The sequence below is a fragment of the Natrinema versiforme genome, assembly GCF_005576615.1.
GTDB classification, from domain to species: domain Archaea; phylum Halobacteriota; class Halobacteria; order Halobacteriales; family Natrialbaceae; genus Natrinema; species Natrinema versiforme_A.
Genome location: NZ_CP040330.1, coordinates 2,331,153 through 2,352,106 on the forward strand (window position 1 = coordinate 2,331,153; position 20,954 = coordinate 2,352,106).

General features: G+C 67.0%; 20 protein-coding genes. 12 read left to right on the plus strand and 8 right to left on the minus strand.

Annotated elements, in window-relative coordinates:
• On the minus strand, positions 1 to 867 hold the full coding sequence (locus FEJ81_RS11480; protein WP_138245421.1) for a hypothetical protein: 867 nt from the start codon (positions 865 to 867) through the stop codon (positions 1 to 3).
• A 141-nt stretch (positions 868 to 1,008) separates the two neighbouring features.
• Between FEJ81_RS11480 and FEJ81_RS11485 the strand changes: the two genes are divergently transcribed.
• Both FEJ81_RS11485 and FEJ81_RS11490 read left to right on the plus strand, forming a co-directional pair.
• Positions 1,009 to 2,169, plus strand: a complete 1,161-nt coding sequence (locus tag FEJ81_RS11485; protein WP_138245422.1) for a thiolase family protein — start codon at positions 1,009 to 1,011, stop codon at positions 2,167 to 2,169.
• Complete coding sequence (locus FEJ81_RS11490; protein ID WP_138245423.1) at positions 2,166 to 2,525, plus strand: nucleic acid-binding protein; 360 nt, start codon at positions 2,166 to 2,168, stop codon at positions 2,523 to 2,525. Before FEJ81_RS11485 ends, FEJ81_RS11490 begins: the two co-directional genes overlap by 4 nt.
• Positions 2,526 to 2,573: 48 nt before the next feature.
• On the opposite strand, the gene FEJ81_RS11495 is transcribed toward FEJ81_RS11490, so the two are convergent.
• Positions 2,574 to 3,362, minus strand: a complete 789-nt coding sequence (locus tag FEJ81_RS11495; protein WP_138245424.1) for a DUF7547 family protein — start codon at positions 3,360 to 3,362, stop codon at positions 2,574 to 2,576.
• A gap of 137 nt (positions 3,363 to 3,499) precedes the next feature.
• Between FEJ81_RS11495 and FEJ81_RS11500 the strand changes: the two genes are divergently transcribed.
• The 3 genes from FEJ81_RS11500 to FEJ81_RS11510 all read left to right on the plus strand — a co-directional run bounded on the left by FEJ81_RS11500 (position 3,500) and on the right by FEJ81_RS11510 (position 7,061).
• On the plus strand, positions 3,500 to 4,156 hold the full coding sequence (locus FEJ81_RS11500; RefSeq protein ID WP_138245425.1) for a DUF7504 family protein: 657 nt from the start codon (positions 3,500 to 3,502) through the stop codon (positions 4,154 to 4,156).
• A 190-nt stretch (positions 4,157 to 4,346) separates the two neighbouring features.
• Positions 4,347 to 6,242, plus strand: coding sequence for a putative sodium/potassium/calcium exchanger (locus FEJ81_RS11505; RefSeq protein ID WP_138245426.1), 1,896 nt, complete (start codon positions 4,347 to 4,349; stop codon positions 6,240 to 6,242).
• A 66-nt stretch (positions 6,243 to 6,308) separates the two neighbouring features.
• On the plus strand, positions 6,309 to 7,061 hold the full coding sequence (locus FEJ81_RS11510; RefSeq protein ID WP_138245427.1) for a ribonuclease H-like domain-containing protein: 753 nt from the start codon (positions 6,309 to 6,311) through the stop codon (positions 7,059 to 7,061).
• A 143-nt stretch (positions 7,062 to 7,204) separates the two neighbouring features.
• Here the strand turns inward: FEJ81_RS11510 and FEJ81_RS11515 are convergent, their stop codons facing one another.
• Positions 7,205 to 7,486, minus strand: a complete 282-nt coding sequence (locus tag FEJ81_RS11515; RefSeq protein ID WP_138245428.1) for a HalOD1 output domain-containing protein — start codon at positions 7,484 to 7,486, stop codon at positions 7,205 to 7,207.
• A gap of 245 nt (positions 7,487 to 7,731) precedes the next feature.
• Between FEJ81_RS11515 and FEJ81_RS11520 the strand changes: the two genes are divergently transcribed.
• On the plus strand, positions 7,732 to 8,364 hold the full coding sequence (locus tag FEJ81_RS11520) for a hypothetical protein (protein WP_138245429.1): 633 nt from the start codon (positions 7,732 to 7,734) through the stop codon (positions 8,362 to 8,364).
• Positions 8,365 to 8,704: 340 nt separating this feature from the next.
• Complete coding sequence (locus tag FEJ81_RS11525) at positions 8,705 to 11,053, plus strand: catalase (protein WP_138245430.1); 2,349 nt, start codon at positions 8,705 to 8,707, stop codon at positions 11,051 to 11,053.
• A 28-nt stretch (positions 11,054 to 11,081) separates the two neighbouring features.
• Here the strand turns inward: FEJ81_RS11525 and FEJ81_RS11530 are convergent, their stop codons facing one another.
• Positions 11,082 to 12,353, minus strand: a complete 1,272-nt coding sequence (locus FEJ81_RS11530) for a cation:proton antiporter (protein ID WP_138245431.1) — start codon at positions 12,351 to 12,353, stop codon at positions 11,082 to 11,084.
• Between the two features lie 95 nt (positions 12,354 to 12,448).
• Here FEJ81_RS11530 and FEJ81_RS11535 point away from each other — a divergent pair, with 95 nt between their 5' ends.
• On the plus strand, positions 12,449 to 13,048 hold the full coding sequence (locus FEJ81_RS11535) for a hypothetical protein (protein ID WP_138245432.1): 600 nt from the start codon (positions 12,449 to 12,451) through the stop codon (positions 13,046 to 13,048).
• A 35-nt stretch (positions 13,049 to 13,083) separates the two neighbouring features.
• Here FEJ81_RS11535 and FEJ81_RS11540 read toward each other — a convergent pair whose 3' ends face one another.
• Positions 13,084 to 14,466, minus strand: a complete 1,383-nt coding sequence (locus FEJ81_RS11540) for a heme-copper oxidase family protein (RefSeq protein WP_175416406.1) — start codon at positions 14,464 to 14,466, stop codon at positions 13,084 to 13,086.
• A gap of 93 nt (positions 14,467 to 14,559) precedes the next feature.
• On the opposite strand from FEJ81_RS11540, the gene FEJ81_RS11545 reads away from it, so the two are divergent.
• The 3 genes from FEJ81_RS11545 (at position 14,560) to FEJ81_RS24200 (ending at position 15,655) form a co-directional block, all read left to right on the plus strand.
• On the plus strand, positions 14,560 to 15,015 hold the full coding sequence (locus FEJ81_RS11545) for a pterin cluster protein (protein ID WP_175416407.1): 456 nt from the start codon (positions 14,560 to 14,562) through the stop codon (positions 15,013 to 15,015).
• 106 nt (positions 15,016 to 15,121) lie between these two features.
• On the plus strand, positions 15,122 to 15,427 hold the full coding sequence (locus tag FEJ81_RS11550) for a CGCGG family putative rSAM-modified RiPP protein (protein ID WP_138245433.1): 306 nt from the start codon (positions 15,122 to 15,124) through the stop codon (positions 15,425 to 15,427).
• Positions 15,428 to 15,523: 96 nt separating this feature from the next.
• Entirely contained in the window at positions 15,524 to 15,655 is a 132-nt protein-coding gene (locus FEJ81_RS24200) for a DUF7577 domain-containing protein (protein WP_267877908.1), read from the plus strand.
• 75 nt (positions 15,656 to 15,730) lie between these two features.
• On the opposite strand, the gene FEJ81_RS11555 is transcribed toward FEJ81_RS24200, so the two are convergent.
• Both FEJ81_RS11555 and FEJ81_RS11560 read right to left on the minus strand, forming a co-directional pair.
• On the minus strand, positions 15,731 to 16,948 hold the full coding sequence (locus FEJ81_RS11555) for a TIGR04347 family pseudo-SAM/SPASM protein (RefSeq protein WP_138245434.1): 1,218 nt from the start codon (positions 16,946 to 16,948) through the stop codon (positions 15,731 to 15,733).
• Complete coding sequence (locus FEJ81_RS11560) at positions 16,945 to 17,322, minus strand: Htur_1727 family rSAM-partnered candidate RiPP (protein ID WP_138245435.1); 378 nt, start codon at positions 17,320 to 17,322, stop codon at positions 16,945 to 16,947. Before FEJ81_RS11560 ends, FEJ81_RS11555 begins: the two co-directional genes overlap by 4 nt.
• Before the next feature lie 147 nt (positions 17,323 to 17,469).
• Here FEJ81_RS11560 and FEJ81_RS11565 point away from each other — a divergent pair, with 147 nt between their 5' ends.
• On the plus strand, positions 17,470 to 18,615 hold the full coding sequence (locus FEJ81_RS11565) for a TIGR04053 family radical SAM/SPASM domain-containing protein (RefSeq protein ID WP_138245436.1): 1,146 nt from the start codon (positions 17,470 to 17,472) through the stop codon (positions 18,613 to 18,615).
• Between the two features lie 431 nt (positions 18,616 to 19,046).
• Here FEJ81_RS11565 and FEJ81_RS11570 read toward each other — a convergent pair whose 3' ends face one another.
• Positions 19,047 to 20,882, minus strand: a complete 1,836-nt coding sequence (locus tag FEJ81_RS11570; RefSeq protein WP_138245437.1) for an acetyl-CoA carboxylase biotin carboxylase subunit — start codon at positions 20,880 to 20,882, stop codon at positions 19,047 to 19,049.
• Between the last annotated feature and the right edge of the window lie 72 nt (positions 20,883 to 20,954).

Sequence of the window (20,954 nt, forward strand, 5' to 3'; positions counted from 1 at the left end):
CTACGCGTCGATCGCTTCGACCGTGAATTCGTACTCGAGGCGGTCGGCGACCTCCCGAAGCGCCCCGGCGAACTCGGCGGTCGTTTCGCGATCGGGGAGGGACACTCGACTCGGCGGCTCGGTCGAGCCCCGTCCGACGACGGTTCTGAACGCACGCCGCGTCCACGAATCCGTCGCGGGCGAGTCCCAGCGCAACAGCAGTTCCGACCGTTCCGGGACCAGAGAGACGGCGCGGAGCCGGTCCAGATCGAACGTCTGCCACCGGTCTCCGTCGGTGCTTCGGCGGATCGATCGTGCGGTCACGGCGTACCGATACTCTTCCGTCTGCCACGTTCCCAGCCCGTCGAACGGGACCACGCCCGACCCGGGAATCGACTCGAGCGAAGCGGTCACGTCGTCGAGGAAGCCGTCGACCGCGTTCGCGTTGAGTTCCCGAATGTGATCGTGGTGCGGAACCGACCGATACAGCCACGAGTCGTCGGTGATGATGGCGAATTCGGCGATTCCGAACACGCGAGCGAGCCACGCGTCCGTGTTCTCCCGGTCGACGGAGAGATACGCCCGCACGGCGTCGCGGTCGGCCGGGAGGGCCGCTCGGTACTCCGGCTCGCCGCTTGCCAACACTCGGTCCGATTCCCGGACTCGGTGCAGGCGATTACACGCCTTCGTTCGTGCCGGATCCGCCGCGTCGAGAAAGGAGCGATCGAGACAGCAGTGGACGGCATCGGCACTGTCCATCGCGATTTCGACGATCCGATTTTCGACGGCCAGCGGATCCGGTCGATCGCTCTCGGCCGCTGCCGACGGCGATCGAACGACGAGCCGATGGGTCGGATCGATGCGGTCGAACGGGGCAGCGAACGCCATCGTATCGCGTCTCGACTGCCACGACCGAGAGCGTTGTGACCGAGTCGGTCCCTCGCTCGGAGACCGCGACCCGGCGTAGCTGAATCGGCGACCACCGTCGCGACCCTCACTTATAAATCGTTGACTCGAGTCCGGTAAGTTATGGAACGTGTTGCAATCATCGGTGCCTCGATGACACAGTTCGGGCAACGCGAGGGGGAGTGGATCCAGGACCTCCTCGCGGAGGCCGGGATCGAGTGTCTCGAGGACGCGGGCGTCGAGGCCAACGCTGTCGAGCACCTATACGTGTCGAACATGGCGAGCGGTGAGTTCGAGGGACAGACGGGCGTCCCCAACGCCTTGGCACACGACCTCGACGCGATGCCGGCGTACACGCAACGGGTCGACCAGACGAGTTCGAGTGGCGGCGCGGGCATCTACGCCGCGTGGCAGTCGGTCGCCAGCGGGGCCAGCGACATGACCCTGCTCGTCGGCGGCGAGAAGATGACCCACAAGACGACCGGGGAGGCCACCGACGTTATCGCGTCGCTGACCCACCCCGCGGAGTACAAACACGGCGTCACGCTGCCGTCCTTTGCGGGGCTGACGGCACGGCACTACTTAGAGCGGTTCGACGCGCCCCGGGAGAGCCTCGGCAAGGTCGCGGTCAAGAACCACGAGAACGGCGTCGACAATCCACACGCCCAGTTCCAGAAGGAAGTCGACCTCGAGACGGTCCTCGAGTCGCCGATCGTGGCCGATCCGCTGCGACTGTACGACTTCTGTCCGATCACGGACGGCTCGGCGGCGCTGATGCTCTGTCCCGAGTCGGTGGCCGAGGAATACGCCGACGAGTACGCCGTCATCTCGGGCATCGACGGCGCGACGGACACCCACGTCGTCCACGAGCGCGAGGACCCGACCGTGATGGGCGGCGTCGTCGAGAGCGGTCGCGGGGCCTACGAGATGAGCAACACCAAACCAGAGGACATCGACGTGGCCGAACTCCACGACATGTTCACCATCCTCGAGTTCCTGCAGATGGAGGGGCTCGGCTTCGCCGAGCAGGGCGAGGCATGGAAACTCGTCGAGGAGGGCTACACCGAGCGAGACACCGGCGAGTTGCCGATCAACACCTCGGGCGGGCTCAAATCGAAGGGCCACCCGCTCGGTGCCAGCGGCGTGGCACAGGGCGTCGAGATCTACGAACAACTCGTCGGCGAGGCCGGTCCCCGACAGGTCGACGCGGACGTGGGGCTGTGCTGTAACGTCGGCGGCTTCGGCAACTGCGTGATTACGACGATCATGGAGGCAGCACAATGACGATGGAAGCGACGCGCTACGACGACGGATCGATCACCTACCCCGGCCACCCGCGCGGGCCCGGCGGCGCGGAGCCGGTCGAAACGATCGACCTCAGCGAGTACACCGCCGAGGTCGTAACGTGGACGACGAGCACCGCGACGCCGCCGGGCGTCCGCGAACCCAACCACCTCGCGATCGTCGAGTTCGACGTGGAGGGTGAGACGGTCCGTGCGATCGGCCAGGCGACGACTGACGACCTCGAGACGGGCGACGAAGTGCAGCCGGTCTACGCCGAGGAACTCCGCGAACCCGGGGCTGGCATCAGAGAGCCCGAGAGTCAGGACTGGGACGGCTACCGGTTCGAGCCGGTCTAACGGCAGGAACGCGGTCGCAGTATCGCGCCGATTCGATTGACACGCGGCTCAGTTTTCGTCGTCGTCCTCTCCGGCCCCGTCAGCGCCGGCATCGATGTCGTCCGCAGCCGCGCCGTCGCCGCCGTCGTTCGTATCCGGTTCGTCGTTCCTCTCTGCGGCGCCGGCATCGGTTTCGCTCGAGCCGTCCTCCTCGTCGGCGTACTGATCCCGCAGCGTCTCGAGTTCGGCGTCGACATCGACGGCGGAGTCGCGGCCGTCGGCGTCGTCCCCTGCCGTCTCGTCGTCGGTCAGCGGCCCGTCGTCGATATCGATCGTGACCCCGCCTTCTGGCTCCGTCCGATCGGTTCCGGTCTCGGCCGTTTGCGACTCCCGGTCGGCAGCGTCCCGGAGGCGGCTATCCACGTCGTCGCGGAGGTCGCGCGCCTCTTTGAGGAGGTCACGAGCCGTCTCGTCGGCGGGCAACCCGCCGTCGGACGCGGCGCGCTGGAGTTCCGCCAGCACGGTATCGAGTTGGGAGAGCGTCGTCCGCTGGAGTTCGTTCGCGCGCTCGCTCGTCGCCTCGACGGCCTCGCCGGTTCGGTCGCGGGCCTCGCGTTCGGTCCGGACGACGCGCAGGCTCCGCTGGAACGCCTCGAGCGCGCGGACGCTGGTCTCGAGGACGGTCAGCGCGGCGGGCAGTGCTATCTCGTCGGTGAACCGCAGGAGTTCTCTCGGGGTCGGCGGGCGAAGGGGCGGCCGCCGTCGCGAGCGGGGCCCCTCGAGTTCGTCGCGGAGGTCGTCGATCGTCCGCGCGAGTTCGCGAACGGCGTCGACGAGTTCGTCGTCATCGTTGGCCATGCGCGAGCTACGGCCGCCGGTGTCAAAAACCGGACGATTAGACGGATCACTGAGACGACGATTTCCGATAGCGATCTCCTTTTCTAATCGAATGATGCCACAATTTTTATGATGGAATCGGTTGATTGATAGGACGAATGGAAGACGAGTGTGGGGACGCCGTGCCGGATCGGGCGACGTTCGCGCGGACTCTGAGCGCGCTCAAGCGGGAGGGGAGCAACATTCTGCTCGTCGGCGCAGCGCCGGCGGCACACGAGCGGGCCTGCCATCGGTTACTCGGCGCGGCGAACCACGACTCTCGCTATCAGCTGATCGTCACGACCGACGGCGATCACGTCGCGTGCGAGAACGCCGATAGCGCCGCGATCGAACGGATCCACACGATCGACTCGAGGGCTGTGCTCGAGACCGAGACGGAACCGGCGGCCGAAAGCGGGGCGTCGTCGCTCGGCGCGCTCGGAATCCGAATCGTCGAGACCATCGACGAATTCGATGCCGCCGCCGGCGGGTTCGATCCGTCGGCGCTTCGCGTCTGCATCGGTTCGCTCGTCCCGCTGCTTCGGGAGTACGACGCCGAGACGATGTTTCGCCTGCTACACGTGATGACGTCGCGGGTCAACCGGGCCCGCGGCATGGGACACTATCACGTCCCGCTCGCGCCGGACCACGACGCCGTCGCGCTCTTCGAACCGCTGTTCGATGCGGTCGTGACGGTGCGGTCCCGGCGCGGGACCGACGAACAGCGGTGGCACCTCCGAGAAACGGAGACCACCACCGACTGGCTCGAGCTGTAGAGCGAGCCAGTCGCGGACCGATATCCAATAATATATCGGACACGTATTCGATCGTGTCTCTCCGTCGGCGAGAGCAGCTGCGAGTAGAACGGCGCGTTCGTCCGTCTCCGGCCGTCTCACTCCAGCATTATCCGTGTTACGGCATAAGGTCTATATATCGAACGACCTATCGGTTCAAAGAGTAGCATACATGGTCGAAGCTAGTACTGAGCTTCTCGGTGGAGCCGCCGTTACCGTTTTCCTCGCGCTCTTGTTCTTTGGCGTCGTCGTCCTCTGGGACGTGGCCCTCGCTCTGCGAAGCGTCGGCGACAAGATCGACAAACTCGAGGACAATATCGACGACGATCTGACGGATATCGCCCACAGCTTAGATGGAATGTCGAACGGCCCCGGCGGCGGTGGCGGGACGCAACTCCACCTGAGCGGCGGGACGATCAGTTCCGGTCCGGGCGCGAATCAGCCCCAGCAGGCACAGCAGGCCCAACAGGGGGGACAGCAACAGGCGATGGGGCCACAACAGGCCGATGCCCGTCGACAGGATGCGCCAAACGCCGGGCCACAGCCTGCGTCCCATCCCCAGTATCAACAGCGGTCGGAAGCGGCCCGGCGGGAACCCGAATCGGAGGCGGAGCCGGCCGCGGCCGACCCGGCGGAAGCGGACGAGGATATCGACGAAACCGGTGACGAGAGCGCCCAGTCGGGCGACGGCGAGCACGCCGAACCGGAGGACGAGTGGCCAGACGAAGAGCCGGCGGCCGAGGCGTCCGACGCCGAGGACGAACCGCCCGAGCACCCACACGCCGAACGCAATCGCGGCCGGTTCATCACCTCGCCCGATCGAACGGCGTGGTACGCCACGCCGCTGGACCGCGAGGCGATCGACGCGGCCCGCCCGACGATCGCCGGCGCGCTCCCGGACGGCTCAGAATCGGAACCCGACGACTCGGCGGTGATCGCCGCGGGTCCGGGCGACGAGAGCGAAGCGGCTGCGAGCGACGAGGACGATGCCGTGGCGACGCCGATGCCGGGCGCGGCGACGACGCCAACTGACGAGGGTTCCGACGAGAGCGAGGACGCCGATGACGGCGACGACGCGCCCGCCGACTCGGCTTCCGACGACCCGACGGCTGACGCGGAAGCCGAGTCCGCAGTCGAATCCTCCGACGAAGTGGTCGCCTCGGACGACGCTGACTCGCTCGAGGAAGCCGACGAAAGCGACGGCGAAGACGCCGACGGAACCGAGTCCGACGGAAGCGACGCCGAGGTCGAGAACGAGGACGGGGACGAAACCGACGCCGACACCGGTCTCGAGGGAGACGAGTCGGCAGACACGACCGTCGACGAAATCCCGCAATCGACCGAGGAGATCGACGTGTTGTCGTTCGACGACGGAACGGAGGACGAATCCGATTCCGGATCGGCCGCCCCCGCCGAGGATGGGGCCGATGGCGAGGACGAGAACGAAACCGGTGGTGAGGACGGCTCCGGTGACGAGGACGCGCACGCAGATGTTCCCGACCTCGTCGACGACTCGAGCGAAACTGAACTTTCGGCCGCCGAGTCCGACGCCGGAGCCGATGCGGACAACGAGTCCGACGCCCAGACGGCCGAGGACGAACCCGGACCCGATACCGTTGACGGCGAATCCGAGGCCGACGACGCCGAGGACCCGCCCGTGGACGCGCTCTCCGGGTTCGAGTTCGACGATGAGGAGTTCGAACCAGAGGAGGAAGACGTGACCGTCGAGGAGGCCGTCGACACGATGAACGAGGACGCGCCGGCACCGGAACTCTCGAGCCACCAGTTCGACGTCACGGCCGAGGAGACCGACGACGGAAGCGCGGTACTGACCTTCGAGTTCGACGCCGAGACGGTCGATATCACCGGGTCGACGGAACGGCTGCTCCAGTATCAGATGCGGAGCTTCGCGGATCAGGCGTCGACGCCGGACGGCGACGTGACCATCGGTCGGAACCGGATCGTTATCGAGATTCCCGACTCGGACGGGGCCGCGATTCAGCAGTGGGGCGAAGCCGCCGTCAGCATCATCGATCGAACGCTGTATCTCTCCGACAACAGCAACTGACGCCGCAGTCCGCCGACACCGCTTGCGATCCAAGCGTTTTTACCCGCTCCGTGCCCCCCAACAGGTGTGCGAATCGAGAACAGTTTCATTCCCGTTCACGGGGTCGGAGAAACCACCGAACGACGCCTGTGGGAGAACGGTATCACCCACTGGGACGAGTTCGACGGCAGCGTCGTCGGCGCGACGCTTTCCGACCGCATCGAGACGTTCATCGACGAGGGCCGGACCCACTTGGACCGGGGGGACGTGTCCCTCTTCGCGGAGGCGCTGCCGGCCGCGAGCCGCTGGCGGTGTTACGAGAACGTCCGCGACGAGACGTGTTTCCTGGACATCGAGACCACCGGACTCGACGCCGCCTGTAACGATGTGACGACCGTTAGCCTCCACCGCGGCGGTGAGACGAAGACCTTCGTCAAAGGACGCGACCTCACGAGCGAGCGCCTCGAGCGAGAACTCGACGACGCGGCGCTGCTCGCCACGTTCAACGGCCAGCGGTTCGACGTTCCCTTCCTCGAGACGTGTTTCGACGTCGACGTCGACGCTCCCCACGTGGATCTGATGTACCCCTGTAAGAAGCTCGGGCTCGACGGCGGGCTGAAGGCGATCGAACGCGATCTCGGCATCGACCGGGACATGCTGGACATCAGCGGCCGCGACGCCGTCCGCCTCTGGCACGAGTACGAAGCCGGCGACGAGAGTTCACTCGAGACGCTCATCGAGTACAACCGCGCGGACACCCGGAACATGGAGCCACTGATGGAGATCATCACGGACCGGCTCCACGAGAACGTGTTCGAAGCGGCGATGGCCGGCGACTGAGCGCGCTTTTCTTCTCGGCGAGACCGATAACGTTCCACCCGTCTCTCCGGCGTCGATCCGTACGCGGACGACTCTCGCGACGAGATCACAACGGCCGTGTCACTCCGCGATAGCTGATTTGTCGACCACGGTACCGACGCGGGTTACTCGAGCGGAGAAACGTCGACGTCGCCGTCGCTCGTGACGACGACGTGATAGCCACAGAACGGGAATTCGACGCGGCCAGTCGGCCGATTTCGGCCGTTCTCGCGGGTCGCAAAGAGCGCGTCGAGCGCCTCCGGATTGATGACATCGTACAGAGCGTCGTATTCTGGGGGTTCGAGGTCCACGGGGTCGATTCCTTCCCGTTCGGCGACGGCAGCGATAACGTCGAAACTGATAGACTGCTCGGCTGAGGCTTCCGACCGATCGACTGAGAGTAGCATTGGCCGGACTCTTTCTTCGATAAGATATAAATCCTCTGGCCCTAATCCGATGTTGGCTACCAATTCTGGGCATGATAAACTATATATGTACATAGTCGTATTTTTTCGGGATCGATTCTATACTAATTCTATTTCAGTCACGATTTCCAAAACGATTCAGAGAGCGATGGGGCCCGTACAAGCACCGGTTGTAGCCGCCTGTCCGGCAGTCGTGGCGGTTCGGACCGGCTATCAAACCGCGTCACATGTTCGGGGAGAGCTACTGGACGATCGGGAGCGTAGTCCGCGATACAATGAATCCCTTCTCGAGCGGGCGATCGGCGGACGCCGACGGCGAGGGTAGCTTCGACGAACCGGACGCGTTCGTCCCGGACCACCTGCCGGACCCGGGGCCGTTCCTCGAGGGCCACGACGTGCTCGAGGGCGAGGCACACGTCGCTTTCCACGACATCGCGCGGGACCTGTTCGAAGAGCGGGGGGTCTACGACGCGACGTTCGGCTACAATCTGGCGCGACTCAACCTCGACCGGCGTCACCCCGAGGCGGGCTACCGGTACGCGGTCGACGCCGACGACCCGACCGTGCTCCGGGCGGAGTTCAGCCCCACGACGGAGTTCTGCCCGCAGGCTGACGCGCTCGTCAAGGGCTCGTTCCGCGCGTGGAACGGGCTGAGCGACCGCCACGGGTACGACCTCGTGCGCGTTCGCGTCCGGCCGTCCCACCACCAGTCCGAATCGCTCAACGAGACGCTCGAGTCCCTCGAGTCGCAGTACCGCGAGTCCGGCGAAGTACCGACCGATTCGGACGGGCAGGGGCCGAGGACCGGGACGCCCGATCGGGGACGGGCTGACGATTCGACGGTCCAGTCGCCCTTCTGACCGGCAACGGGGACACGCCGAGCCACACCTGACCCTTGCGATGGACGGGGCGACGCTTACCTCGCTTATTCTGGTCGATGACGTACGCCGGTCTCGTGCTATCGTCGATGGACGCCGAGAGACGAGACGGCCGTCGCGACGCGAACTGACGGTACGTAGCGCCGTGAGCGACCGCTAGAGCCGTGCCCTATCTCTTCGTCGATCGCTGAAGGGCACGACGGTGGCGAAAAGCGACGTGTCCCGTCCGCTCGAGGGCGTCAGCGACGGACCGGCAGCTCACGCAGTCGCGACGCGGGTCCGATGACCCGCGGTCAGCGATCGACTAATCGGAGTTCGAACTATGGCAGACAACGACTCAACCCACGACGAGCGAGACGACGAACGGCCGGACGCGACCGATGGCGAATCGGTGCAATCCGGCGACAGGGACGATGGATCGAACCGCGACGAGACGGTGACCGACGGCTCGGAGCACCGGCCGACGACGAACGGCGGTTCCGACGGTGAATCGCGACCCGACTCCGGATCGGGCCGGGCCGGCAGCAGCGACGGTGACGATGTCGACGAGAACAGCAAGCAAGAGCAGCTCGAGGAGGTCCGCGAGAACTCCGAGGGCGAAGAGCTGACGACCGACCACGGCGTCAAGGTCAGCGACACGGACAACTCCCTGAAGGCCGGCGAGCGCGGGCCGACGATCATGGAGGACTTCCACTTCCGGGAGAAGATGACCCAGTTCGACCACGAGTCGATCCCGGAACGGGTCGTCCACGCCCGCGGATCGGGCGCTCACGGCTACTTCCAGCCCTACGAGGACGCCGATCTCGGCGAGTACGACGACATCGAGGAGTTGACGAAAGCGAAGGTGCTGACCGATTCCGACCAGAAGACGCCCGTCTTCACCCGGTTCTCGACGGTCGTCGGCTCGAGAGGGTCGCCCGACACGGTTCGGGACGTCCGCGGGTTCGCGACCAAGTTCTACACCGAGGAGGGCAACTGGGATCTGGTCGGGAACAACATCCCCGTCTTCTTCATTCAGGACGCGATGGAGTTCCCCGATCTGATCCACGCGATCAAACCCGAGCCCGACGACGCCGTCCCGCAGGCCTCGTCGGCCCACGACACCTTCTGGGACTTCGCCTCACTCAAGCCCGAGATCACCCACATGGTCATGTGGGTGCTGTCGGGACGGGCCCTACCCCGCGCCTACCGCATGATGCAGGGCTTTGGCGTCCACACCTTCCGGCTGGTCAACGACGAGGGCGACGCACGGTTCGTCAAGTTCCACTGGACGCCGGCACTCGACACCAGCCAACTCGTCTGGGACGAGACCCAGAAGATCGCCGGCAAGAACCCCGACTTCAACCGGATGGACCTCTACGACGTCATCGAGTCGGGCTACGAACTCGAGTGGGAACTGGGCGTCCAGATCTTCGACGAGGACGAGGCCGCCGAGTTCGACTTCGACGTCCTCGACCCGACCAAAATAGTCCCAGAGAGCGAGGTGCCGGTGCGTCCGATCGGGAAGATGGTGCTCAACGAGACGCCGGACAACTTCTTCGCGGAGGTCGAGCAGGTCGCGTTCCACCCGGGCAACGTCGTGCCGGGGATCGACTTCACGAACGATCCGCTCCTGCAGGGCCGGCTCTTCTCCTATCAGGACACCCAGCTCAACCGATTCAACAGCGCCAACTGGGACGAGATCCCGATCAACCGCCCCATCACCGAGCGGCACAACAACCAGCGGGCCGGCTTCATGCGCCAGGAGATCAACGAGGGGAAGGCCTCCTACAAGCCCAACTCGATTGGCGACGACCAGCCCGCGGAGGCCCCCGAAGACGAGGGCGGCTACGAGCACTTCGCCGAGAAAATCTCCGGCGAGAAGATCCGCAATCGCAGCGAGAGCTTCATGGATCACTTCTCGCAGGCCCGACTGTTCTGGAACAGCATGACCGAGTCCGAGAAGCAGAACATCGTCGACGCGGCTCGCTTCGAACTCGGGAAGGTCGATCGCATGGAGATCCGCGAGCGGATGGTCTACGACCTGTTCAACAACGTCGACCACGAGTTCGCCAAACGGGTCGCGGAGGGCATCGACGTCGATCCGCCGGAGGAGCCCGGCGACGAGATGCCGACGCACGACCGCGAGGACTCCCGCCTGAGCATCGAGGAACGCCGCGACGCCGACTCCATCGAGACCCGCAAGATCGCCGTCCTCGTCGACGACGGCTACGACGGCGAGGCCCTCGAGACGGTCACGTCGACGCTAGAAGACGAGGGCGCTCGCGTGAATATCGTCTCGAAGACACTCGGCGACAAGGAATCCGAGAGCGGCGACTCGATCGCGGCCGACGAGAGTCATGCGACCGCCGAGTCGGTGCTGTTCGACGCCGTCTTCGTCCCCGGCGGCGAGGACAGCGTCGACGCGCTCCTCGAGCAGGGCGACGCCAAGCACTTCGTCGCGGAGACGTTCAAACACAAGAAACCGATCGCCGCCGCCGGCGAGGGAACCGAGCTGCTCGAGACGGTCGAACTACCGGACGTGGAGATCGCCGACGACGGCGAAACGGTCTCATCGGACGGCGTGGTGACGGGGAGGGACGACGACCTCGAGGCGTTCGCCGAGGCGTTCGTCGACGCGATCGCCGAGCACCGTCACTGGGAGCGGAGTCCGAAGGAAGTCCCCGCATAGCCGTCGTTCGGCGAGCCCGGAGTCCCGCTCACTCGCGGGCTTCGGCCCGTTTCTCGAGCCAGCGGACCGCCGGCGTCGCGGTGATGCCGTGGACGATGATCGAGATGAGGACGACCGCCCCGACAGTGGCCCACAGGAGGTCCGCGTCGGGGAACGCGCCCTCGTTCAGTCCGTGTGCGAGGTAGTAGAACGAGCCGATCCCGCGCACGCCGAAGAAGGCGATCGTCACCCGTTCGGCGGGGTCGCGGTCGAAGCCGAGAAACGCGATCAGCCCGGCGAGCGGTCGGACGAGGAAGACGATCGCGACCGCCGCCGCGATCGCCTCGAGCGTGAGCGGCTCGAGGAGGCCGCCGACGATCGCCCCGCCGAAAAAGAGCATGATCAGCGCCATCATCACCTGTTCGGCGAACTCGCTGACTTCGTGAAGCGACCGGTTGTAGTCGTGGGATCGCTCGTAGTGGCGGACCATCAGTGCGGCGACGAAGACCGCGATGAAGCCGTAGCCGCCGACGAGTTCGGTCGCACCGTAGACGAGCAGGGTGCCGGCGATCGCCTCGAGCCCTTGGACCGACTCCGCGACGGGGGTGTCGGGCTCCGTCGCGAAGACGGCACGAGCGGTCAGATAGCCGAGGACGACGCCGACGATCACGCCGACGACGATCCGGTAGCCGACGTCGACGAGGAGCCACTCGCCGAGCCAGTTGCCGGGCGCGATCCCGACGAGGGCGATCGCGATCGCCAGATTCGTAAACGGGAACGCGAGTCCGTCGTTCAGTCCCGCCTCGGAGGTGAGCGCGAATCGGACCTCGTCTTCCTTTCCGGCCGCCTCCTCGAGGGCTTCCTCTTCGCTGCCCATTCCCGGGCCGCCGACCTGGACCTCCGACGCCAGCACGGGATCCGTCGGGGCGATACACGCGCCGAGTAGGACCGCGGTCGGAATCACGAGCCCGGTCCACCAGCCCAGCAGCGCCGCGCCGGCGATCGACAGCGGCATCGTGATCGCGAGCAGCCGCCACGTCGACGCCCACGCGCGCAGCCCCGGCACGCGGTCGATCTTCAGTCCGACGCCCATCAGGGCGATGATGACCCCGAGCTCCGCGAGGTGTTCCGTCGTCGTCCCCTGCTCGAGCGGGTCGGGCGCGGGGAGGCCGATCGGTAGTCCGAAAACGAGCATCCCGAAGGCGACGAAGAAGATCGGCAGCGAGATCGCTCGATCGGAGACAAAGCGGGGGAGCAGGGCGACGCCGAACAGTCCGACACCGAGCACGACCAGACCGACGTTGTACAGCTCGAGGGCCATCTGGGGCACTCCACCCTACGACAAATCGGCCCTTCATCCCGGTGCCGGCGTTTGCAGAACGAATCCATTTGTCTCGAGAGAGCGACCCGATATCCATGGATCGGACCGCGGGAGACGAACACGAGACCGCGACGCGGCGGCGGTTCCTGCAGGCCGGGTCCGTCGCCGCGGCCGTCGGACTCGCCGGCTGCATCGAGGAGATGGGAACTGAGTTCCCCCAGAACACGGAGTGGCCGGTCTCGGAGTACGTCCCCGACCTCCCCGTCGAGGAGCGAAGCGCGATCCACGAGGACCGGATCCCGGAACTCGCGGCCGCCGATATCGCCGATCCCGAGGGGCTCGCATCGACGCTCGAGGAGTACGAGATGACCGTCGAGTCGGTCGAACGCGACCGAGACGTGCTCACGCTCGAGTACGTCAACACGGATCGCTCCGACGAGGGGAACGTCCACGACGTCGCCCTGATCGCGGGCGGCTACGCGGCGCTGCTCGACGCCGGCTACGACGCCGTCGCGCTGGGGGCGACGATCCTCGACGACGCGCCCGCGTCGTACGGCTCGGCGACGGTCGAGACCACCCATGCGGCGGAGTACAACGCGGGCGAACTGACGGCCGCGGAATACGGCGAACTGGTCGTCTCGACGATCGAATCCCAGCGATACGAGCCGGAGGTCGATGTCTCGCCGGAGGAGTAGGGTCGAGCCGTGCTGTGCTGATCGGCCGTTCTCGGTCACTGATCGGGCGACACGTCCACATCGGGCTCTCCACCGCCCGTTGCAGCGCGGTCGTCACCCGACTCGAGCGCGCTCGCGAGAACGCCCGCGATCCCGTCGGGACCGTGGCGGTGGATCGTCAGCAGCATGTTCGCGACGAACAGGCCCACGCCGAGCGTCGCGATGACGCTGCTCGCGGTGACCGCGGCGGCCGGGAGCCCGATCAGCGGTGCCGCCGCGAGGCCGCCGAAGCCGACGAGCGTGGTCCAGAAGTCCGCCCGCTCGAGGCGGTCGTCGTAGAGGTCGTCGATCATCGGGACCTGCTCGAAGCCGAGCCGGTCGCTGTAGCGTTCGATCCAGATGATGAAGGGGACGATGTGGTAGAGCGAGCCGATGACGACGAAGCCGAAGACCCCGAAGAGCAGGAGTTGCCGCGCGTCGGGGTGGCCGAACAGCGACTCGTAGGCGGTCGACTCGGCCCACCACGTCGGCGCGGCGAGGGCGATCCACGCGGCGAGCGCCGCCGCGACGACCCAGTAGCGGGCGAGCATCGGCGATCGCTCGACCGTCGCGCCGGCCAGCAGTCGGCCGATCACGATCACGAACGCGGCGAGTCCGACGAGAAACGCGACCGCGCCGACGCGAGCCAACGCCTCGAGCGCGAGCCCGCGCCCCAGCACGAGCGCGACGAGCCCGGCGGGGACACACAGCTGCTCGAGGGTCAGCAGGCGCTCGCTGTGCCGGTCGGGTTCGGCTTGGGTAAACATCTTCGCGAGCTGGAAGAGCGCGCCGACGACCGTCGCGAGCAGCGCCCCGAACAGCACCAGCGTCGCGTGGGAGAGGTGGACCTCGAACCGCGTGACCGAGAGCGAGTCGAACACGGGCGTCGTGAAGTCGACCGCCAGCAGGGCGCCCAGCGGTGCGACGAGGCCGAACGACGCGAGCGCGACCGCGAAGTGTCGCTCCGTGAAATCGAACGGGCGCGCACGGGCGAGGGTCCGCCCGACGTTGTAGACGAACAGCCAGATACCCGCGAGCAAGAGCGCGCCGCCGACCGGCAGCCACTCGAGGGAACCCGCGAGCAGCGCCGCGGCGAAGGCAGCCAGTCCGACGGTGACGAGCCACAACTGGGCGACCGCCAGCCGTTTCGAGTGGATCGTCACGCCGGACCAGACGGGGACGAACTGCGTCATCGCACCCATGATCGTCACGGCAATCCAGCCCACGAGCAACACGTGGAGGTGCGCCAGACTCGAGCGTCCGGGAAGCGTCCCGACGGCCATCGCCGTGCCGCCGCCGACCCCGACGACGAGGAATCCCAGCGCGAGCACGAAGTGGCGTAGCGGGATCGCCATCGGGGGCTGCTGGTCGGTCCGCAACCCGCCCGGTATTCCGTTCATGTCTCGCGGTTCGGTCCGCACGGCCGTGCCGTTCGCCCCGAACACGTTCGGAACGGAGGGTTTGCCGACTCGTCACGTACCGTCGACCGAATCATGGACTCCAATCGAGCCGTGACCGCCGCCGAGGAGCGAGCGGGCGGGACCGCCACCGACCGACCGTCGGCCCCGGCCACCGACCGAGACGCTGCCACGACGACCGTCACCGTGCGCTGTACCGGCCACGTCCGCGACGCCGTCGGCACGCACGAACTCGAGTTCACCTTCGAGGGCGACCGACTCCGGGACTTCCTCGAGTCGTTCTTCGAGGAGTACGACCTCGAGGACATGCTCATCGCCGAAACCGAGGCGGACGCGACCCACAGCGGCTGGGCACCGGTGCCCGACGACCTGCCCGGCACGTGGCGCAAGAACCCGGAGGGCGAACAGACGCGGCCGTACGCGCGGGTCTGCATCAACGGGCGGTTCAACGAGCACCTCGGCGGGTTCGAGGCCGAACTCACCGAGGACGACCGCGTCGCGTTGATCTATCCGTTCATGTTCTGTTGCTGAGCGCGACGGCGGCGAGGGCGGTCGCCGAGGCCGGCGGTCGACCGTCGGCGGACCCCCGAACGGGTTCGTCTCAGCCCTTACGCCCGTTCGGGACCGAGTACCGACCATGACCGAAGATGTCTCCGGCGTCGAACCCGTGACGCGCAACGAGCACGCGGCTTCGTGGTCGGCGAACCTCGAGGGGCCCGAACACGCCGCGGACCGGGACCTGATCGTCGAGGAGGCCAAAGACGCCGTCGCCTCGACGGCCGACGGCTACCACGTCAACCTCGTCACTCACGGCGACCACGGCCACCCCGAGACGTACCTCTGGGACGACCTCGAGGCCGCGTTCGAGGGAGTTCGACTCGAGTACGTCGACCGGTGTGGCTGTGGCGGACACGTCACCCGCGTCCACGTCGGCGACGAGTGAGCGCGGTCGGCGATCGCGGCGAAATCGGGGGACGGCCCGCATTTCCTTGCAATCGTCAGGCGGAGGGATATTTGATCCCGCTCGCTACAGTCGATGATGAGCACCCGAGCGAACGCGACCGACGAACCCGTCACCTGCCGGATCTGTGGCACCGAAAACGAACACCTCTACACCTACTGCCGGCACTGTCTCGGGCAGCTTCCCGCGAGACCCGATTCCCGGCGCTGAACGGCACCTCGCAGCCCTCGAACCGGCGAGGAACGATCCGTTCTTCTCGAACCCGAGCGGGGAGTTCGCCGGCGCTCAGTCCGCGGCACCGCCGGCGACCGGTCCCGAACCCTCGTCGCGTACCTCGTCGTCGCTGAGGTAACACTGCGGATCGGGGGCGAAGAGGTCGCCCGCCGTGGCGAGCGCCCGCAGCCGCGACGCGCCGCGACAGATCGACTGATACTGACAGTCCGCACACTTCCCTTTCAGGCGCTCCTCGCGGTTCCGAAGCGCCTCGAGCAGCGGGTTCGACTCGTCGTCCCAGATCTCGCCGAACGGACGGTCGCGGACGTTGCCCAGACTGTACCCCTGCCAGAACTGTGTCGGGTGGACGTTACCCTGATAGTCCACGTCGGCGATCCGCTCGCCGGTCGGGTCGCCGCCGTTTCGCTCGAGGTGGTCGTAGACCGCCCGGGCCTTCGCCTCGCCGAAGTGCTCGCGGGCGTACTCCACGAGGAAGGCCGCGTCGGCGTAGTTGCCAACCAGCAGCGTCTCGATCTCCTCGCCGCGGTCGTGGTACTCGAGCGTGAGATCGGCCACCTGCTCGATCGCCTCGCGCTTCGCTCGGGGCGAGAGGTCGGCGTCGACGATCTCGGCCCCGCGACCGCCGTAATCGAGGTGGTAGAAACAGAACCGGTCGAGGCCCTTGTCGACCAGTAGCTCGACGACCCCCTCGAGGTCCGGCGCGTTCGCCTCGGTGATCGTGTACCGCAGCCCGGTCTTGAGCCCGGCCTCGAGGCAGTTCTCGATACCCCGGACGGCGGCGTCGAACGCGCCGTCTTCGCCCCGGAACCGGTCGTTTCGCTCCGGGAGGCCGTCGACCGAGATGCCGGCGTACTGCAGCCCGGCGTCGCGGAGCGCCGCGGCTTTCTCGGGGGTGAGCAGGGTGCCGTTCGAAGAGAGGACGGGGCGGAGCCCGCGGTCCGCGGCGTAGGAGACGAGTTCGACCAGATCGTCGCGCACGAGCGGTTCACCGCCGGAGAGGAGGATGACGGGTGCGCCGAAGTCCGCGAGTTGGTCGAGGAATGACTTCGCCTCGGCCGTCGTGAACTCGCCGGTCGCGGGGTCGGTCTCGGCTCCGGCGTAGCAGTGCGAGCAGTAGAGGTTGCATCGACGGGTCGTGTTCCAGACGACGACCGGTCGCCGCTGTTTCTCCTCGGTGATCTGGGGCTTGTCCGACTCGTCGGCCGCGTCGTAGCGCAGGCCGTCGCCCTCGGCGTCGAGATCACAGAGCAGTTTGCTGATCGAGATCACAGGCTGTTCACCTCCGAGGCACCCGCGGTCTCCTTGTAGACGCGCGGTTCCTCGCTCTCGTCGTCGGCCTCGCCGTCGCCGTCGCCGTCATCGTCGTCTCCGCCGGCCTCGTCGGACCGTTCGGCGGCGTCGTCCGCGAGGCCGCGCGTCGAGTACCGTTCGACTTCCTCGGCCGGACAGAGCCAGACGTCGGCGGCGTACCAGCCGAACAGCCGGGACGCGTGTTCGTGCGCTTCGGTCCCGCTCGCGGCGGCAACGCTGCCGACGTGGCGCATCGGGTCGCCCGCCTCCTCTCGGACGAAGACCTCCCACTGCCGAGTCGGGTTCCCTCGTTCGTCGCTCTCGACCGCCGACCGGCGTGCTTTCTCGACCATATCGAGACCTTCGGGACGAGACCGAAGGTCGTTGCGCGACCTCCCAGTGCGCGGGAACACAGGCCCGAACCGGCGAACATCTTCCCGTCTTCCCGAACCGCGGGAACGAGAGGGGCGCTTTCGGTCGCCCGAGACCCAGCCACCGGTATGCGCCCCGGCAATCTCGATACGTCCGAGCGACCGTTCGTCCTCATCTGGGAACTCACGCAGGCCTGCGGGCTCGCCTGCGATCACTGCCGCGCCGACGCGAAACCCCAGCGCCACCCCGACGAACTCTCGACGGCCGAAGGGAAGGAACTGCTCGAGGGAGCCGCCGAGTTCGGCGACGGCCAACTGGTCGTGCTCTCGGGGGGCGACCCTCTCGTCCGCGACGATGTCGCGGAGCTGATCGCCCACGGCGACGACCTCGGAATGCGGATGACGATCACGCCGAGCGGAACCGGCTCGCTGACCGCCGATCGGATCCGAGAGATGGCCGACGCGGGGCTCAAACGGATGGCGGTGAGCCTCGACGGTGCCTCGCCGGAGAGCCACGACGCCTTCCGCGGCGAGGACGGCAGCTTCGAGGAGACGATCCGCGCCGTCGAGGACGCCCGCGCGGCCGGCGTCCCCGTACAGGTAAACACCACCGTCTGCCGCCAGACGGTCTCCGAGCTCCCCGAAATTCGAGAGCTGCTGACCGAAATCGGAGCGGTCATGTGGAGCGTCTTCTTCCTCGTCCCGATCGGGCGCGGGCGGGTCCTCGAGCCGATCGAGCCCGAGTGGGCCGACGCGGTGATGGAGTGGCTGGCCGAGGTCAGCGACGAGGAACCGTTCGGCGTCAAGACGACCGAGGCACCCCAGTATCGGCGGGTCGCGATGCAGCGCCAGCAAGGGCAAGCGAGCGACGATGCCGAGGGAGATGGCAGCGACGGGACGCCGAATCCCGGTATCGAGCGCCGGACCGGCATCGTCGCGGGCGACGGCTTCGGCTTCGTCAGCCACACGGGGGAGGTGTTCCCCTCCGGGTTCCTGCCGGAATCGGCCGGCAACGTCCGCGACCGGCCGGTCACCGAACTCTATCGGGACTCCGAGCTGTTCCAGTCGCTCCGGGACCGCGATCAGCTCTCGGGCAAGTGCGGTGCCTGTCCGTATCGCAACGTCTGTGGCGGCAGTCGCTCCCGGGCCTTCGCCCACACCGGCGACCCGCTGGCGAGCGATCCGCTCTGCCCGTTCGTCCCCGAGGAGTACGACGGGCCGTTACCGTGGGACGACGCCGACGGCGGGGCTCGCAGCGTCTCGAGCGGGGACTGAATACCGTCTCGAGCGGTTTCTCGTCCGACCCCGCTGCTCGACTCGAGCGATCCCCGATCGGGACCGACGGCTCTCGCTCTCAGAGACGGCAATACGAGAAAACGACTCGAGCGGCGTCCAAGATCGCGTGGCCGATCGAACGGCCGGAACGTCCACGCGGGGGCGCAAGTCCCGCGATCGCACGGTCTCGAGCGCCGCCACCGATAGCTCGGTGGAGCCGCCGCATCGAGACGCCGGTGTCAGACCGGGCGTCGAGTGCACGCACCCCCGTGGCAGGGATGTATGGATGGTGGTCGCGCAGGCAACCGCTTCCGTCGACCGCTCGCAGGACGGCCGGTGGCGCGTGCGGTTACGAAACGAGCGGGAACCGCCTTCGACGTTCTCCCGAAGACGTTCGCCGACGGTTGCGTCGATGTCGTGTCGCGCCGACGTTACTCGAGGACGACCAGCGTATCGCCCATGTCGACGCTCTGGTCCTCCTCGACGGCGATCTGGGTGACGGTGCCGCCCTTCGAGGCGACGATGTCGTTTTCCATCTTCATGGCCTCGAGGACGACCAGCACGTCGCCGGCCGCGACATCGTCACCCTCGTCGACTTTGACGTCGAGGATCGTCCCCTGCATCTCGGCGTCGACGGTCTCGCCCTCGCCCTCGAGTTCGGACCCGCCGCCGCTTTCCCCGCCCGCCGGCTCCGGTCGGCTGGCCTGTGCGCCGCCGGCGTCGACGTCGCCGGTCGGGATCGCGGGCGCGCCGTGTTCCTCGAGTTCGACCTCGAAGCGCTTGCCGTTGACCTCGACGGTGAACTCGCGTTCGACGGACTCCTCGTCGTCGCTCGCACCGCCGTCGCCGGTGTCGCCGCCCCACTGCGCTTGGGCCTCCTCGATGCGGCTCTCGTCGAGTTCTTCGTCGAGGTACTTCGTCGTGTGCGTGCTCTGGACGAACTCCTCGTCGGTGAGCATCAGCCGGTGGAACGGGATGATCGTCGGGATGCCCGCGATCTCGTACTCCCGCAGCGCGCGCAGCGAGCGCTCGATACACTCGTCGCGGTCCTCGCCCCAAACCACGAGTTTGGCGATCATCGAGTCGTAATCGGTGACGAGTTCGTCGCCCTGCCGCAGGGCGTCGTCGAGTCGAACGCCGACGCCGCCCGGCGGATCGTACGTCTCGAGGGTCCCGCCGGTCGCGGGCGCGAAGTCGTTGGCCGCGTTCTCGGCGTTGATTCGGAACTCCATCGCGTGGCCGTCGATGTCGACATCGTCCTGTGCGAAGTCGATCTCCTCGCCCGCGGCGACCGTGATTTGGCGCTTGACGATGTCGATCCCGGTGATCTCCTCGGTGACCGTGTGCTCGACCTGAATCCGCGTGTTGACCTCGAGGAAGTAGAAGTTCGCGTCGGGGCCGAGCGGGCCGTCGCGACCCGGCTCTTCCTCGACGAGGAACTCGACCGTGCCGGCGTTGGTGTAGTCGGCCGCGGCGACGCCGCGGCGGGCGGCCTCGCCGATCTTCTCGCGGAGTTCGTCCGTCAGCGCCGCCGATGGTCCTTCTTCGATGACCTTCTGGTGGCGTCGCTGCAGCGAGCAGTCACGTTCGCCGAGGTGGCGCACGTTCCCGTGCTGGTCGGCGACGATCTGGACCTCGATATGGCGGGGCTTCTCGAGGTAGCGCTCGAGATACACGGAGTCGTTGTCGAAGTAGGCCTCGCCCTCGCGCTGGGCGCTCTCGAGTTGGTCCTCGACCTCGCTTTCGTCCCAGACGACCTTCATCCCGCGGCCGCCGCCGCCGCCCTCGGCCTTGATGGCGATCGGGTAGCCGTGTTTCTCGCCGAACTCTTTGACCGCTTCGGGGTCGGTGACGGGGTCGGTGGTCCCGGGGACGATCGGCACGTCGGCCTCGTTCATGATCGTACGAGCCTTGGTCTTCTCGCCCAGCGACTCCATCGCGTCGCTCGAGGGGCCGATCCACGTGATCCCCTCGACCTCCTCGACCTTGCCAGCGAACTCGGCGTTCTCCGCGAGGAAGCCGTAGCCCGGGTGGATGGCGTCGGCGTCGGCCTTCCGCGCGGCCTCGATGACGGCCTCGTGATCGAGATAGGAGTCGGCCGCACGCGCCGGCCCCACGTTGTACGCTTCGTCGGCGTAGCGCACGTGCCCCGAGTCCGAATCGGCCTCGGAGTAGACGGCGACGGTCCCGATGTTCAACTCTTCGCACGCCCGCATGACGCGGACGGCGATTTCCCCGCGGTTCGCCACGAGAACCTTCCTGAACATTCCTGTGGGAACAGTCGTCAGGGGCCCACCTTACTTTTTCGCAACGGGTTCGGCGAACCGACAGTCCTCGGC